Genomic DNA, 2,131 nt, shown 5'->3' on the forward strand with positions numbered 1-2,131 from the left:
AATAAAGATTTACTTTGTACCCATTTTGAATAATGCGCAATACACTGCCCCGCTACAAATGTAATTAAGATGATAATTGCTCCGAGCATTTTTCTTTCTCCTCTCCTGCTAATTGTTGTTTCTCATACATTTTGAAGAACGGATAGTAAATAACGAATGAGATAACAAAGTTAACAAGTACAAGTACACCAGCCATAATTGTCCAGTCCGTACTAATAACCGCTGCAATTGGCGCTAACATCGTAAATGGCAATTTCGCCATCATCATCGGAATCATACCTGAAACAACTGCGAAATATGATACTGTCGTTGTCACTAACGGTGTAATTACGAACGGAATAATTAAGATTGGGTTCATTACAATTGGTGCCCCGAAAATAATTGGTTCATTAATATTGAATAAGCCTGGCACGAATGATAATCTACCTAACTCTTTTAAGAACTTAGATTTAGAGAACATAAACATAATAACTAAAGCTAACGTTGATCCTGATCCACCGATCCATACGAACCATTGAATAAATTGCTCTGTAAATAGGTTTGGTAATTGATGTGCATTTCCTGTAGCTGTGAATACTTCCATATTTTCCAGAATTGCTGAATCCCACATTGGACGAATGATCGGTCCTAAAATCGCAGGGCCATGTATACCGAATGACCAGAAGAATACGATTAAGAATACTGTTAATAAACCGCCGAATAAATTATTTCCTACTAATACTGATTTTAGTGGCGCGATTAAATATGTGATTGTTGTATTTACATCAAATTTCAAACCGTAACGAATGCCCCAGAATAAAAGAATAACTGCTAACGTTGGAATTAATGCTGCAAACGAATTTGAAACTGCTGGTGGTACACTATCTGGTAATTTAATCGAGATATTATGCTTAATCATAAAGTGATAAATTTCTACTGCAATTAAAGCTGTAACAATTGCGCCGAATAAAGATGTTGCACTTAATGTTCCTACTGAAATGTATCTACCTACATCAATAACACCTGGTACGGCTTTCGTAATTTGAATTGGTTCAACTGATGCTAGTAAAAAGGCGAGTACAGATAATAACCCTGCACTTAACTGATTGAGCTGATAAAAGTTCGCGAGTGAAGCCCCTACCCCAAATGCTGCGTATAACGCCATTAGTCCTACTGTAAATCGGAATGGAATATCTAAAATATGGCGAAACGGTGCAATCCACTCCATATATGCATCAATTGGTAAGTTTAAAAAGATAACGAAAAATGATCCGACAATCGTTAACGGCAATGTAGAAATAACTCCGTTTCGAATTGCTAATAAATGTCGCTGTCCGGCAATCTTTTGTGTTGTTGGCATAATCTTTTGTTCCATAAAACTCATAAAACCATTCATCAAAACCCCTCCTCTTTCTCTTTTCTATGAAAGGATGAAATAAAGTTATAACATTATAATGTTTATATTTAAAAAAATATAATTATGCTAAAACTAATTGTTCTGCTTGTTTCAGTACTTTCAAACCATCACACATGCCATAATCTCGTTGGTCTATAATCGCAACTGGTATATTGTATGAATTTGCAAGAAACTCTACGGCTGGAAATAAATATTTCACTTGCGGACCAATTAAAACAACATCAGCATTTTTTATTTCCAGTTTCACAAGTTCTGAATCAACTGCTTTAATTTTATAACCCTTCCCTTGTTTCATTGCCTCTTCTTGCATTTTTCTTACAACCATACTCGTTGACATGCCTGCTGCACAACATAATAAAATGTACATCTTATACTGTCACTTTCTCTTCTATTCGTTTATGAAGAGTGATAAATTCTTCAGCAAGTTCTTTCACTGTAATTGCATTCATTAAATGATCTTGTGCATGCACTAACAGTAAACTGATTTCTGCATGATTTCCTCTTGCTTCTTCTTGAATTAAGTCTGTTTGAATACGATGAGCTGCTGAAATTTCTTCCCTAGCAAGTGTCATCTTTTCACTCGCATTCTCAAAATCTCCTTGTCTTGCAAAAGCAATTGCTTCAAGTGACGCGCTTCTCGCGTTGCCACCATGTAAAATTAACGCAAATGGAGTTTGCATATCAGTCATTTTAAATTCCCCCAAACCATCTTTTTTCTATATTGTTATCTTATTA

The 2,131-nt window shown here is 35.2% G+C and carries 3 protein-coding genes; all 3 read right to left on the reverse strand.

Annotated elements, in window-relative coordinates; genetic code table 11:
• Nucleotides 1-64 precede the first annotated feature (64 nt).
• The 3 genes from MR079_RS28130 to MR079_RS28140 all read right to left on the reverse strand — a co-directional run bounded on the left by MR079_RS28130 (nucleotide 65) and on the right by MR079_RS28140 (nucleotide 2,085).
• On the reverse strand, nucleotides 65-1,375 hold the full coding sequence (locus tag MR079_RS28130) for a PTS sugar transporter subunit IIC (protein ID WP_242295067.1): 1,311 nt from the start codon (nucleotides 1,373-1,375) through the stop codon (nucleotides 65-67).
• Nucleotides 1,376-1,457: 82 nt separating this feature from the next.
• Nucleotides 1,458-1,763 carry a PTS sugar transporter subunit IIB gene (locus MR079_RS28135; protein WP_139868983.1) on the reverse strand — a complete coding sequence of 102 codons (306 nt, stop codon included), beginning with the start codon at nucleotides 1,761-1,763 and terminating at the stop codon, nucleotides 1,458-1,460.
• A gap of 1 nt (nucleotide 1,764) precedes the next feature.
• Nucleotides 1,765-2,085, reverse strand: coding sequence for a PTS lactose/cellobiose transporter subunit IIA (locus tag MR079_RS28140; RefSeq protein WP_000131336.1), 321 nt, complete (start codon nucleotides 2,083-2,085; stop codon nucleotides 1,765-1,767).
• Nucleotides 2,086-2,131 lie beyond the last annotated feature (46 nt).

Origin of the sequence: Bacillus cereus group sp. BfR-BA-01381 (genome assembly GCF_022663555.1) — a bacterium.
Lineage (GTDB): Bacteria > Bacillota > Bacilli > Bacillales > Bacillaceae_G > Bacillus_A > Bacillus_A pacificus.

Bases quoted from the DNA above. Each gene is read 5' to 3' on its own strand.
- MR079_RS28130 (WP_242295067.1), bottom strand. From the start codon at position 1,375: ATGAATGGTTTTATGAGTTTTATGGAACAAAAGATTATGCCAACAACA.
- MR079_RS28140 (WP_000131336.1), bottom strand. From the start codon at position 2,085: ATGACTGATATGCAAACTCCATTTGCGTTAATTTTACATGGTGGCAAC.
- MR079_RS28135 (WP_139868983.1), bottom strand. From the start codon at position 1,763: ATGTACATTTTATTATGTTGTGCAGCAGGCATGTCAACGAGTATGGTT.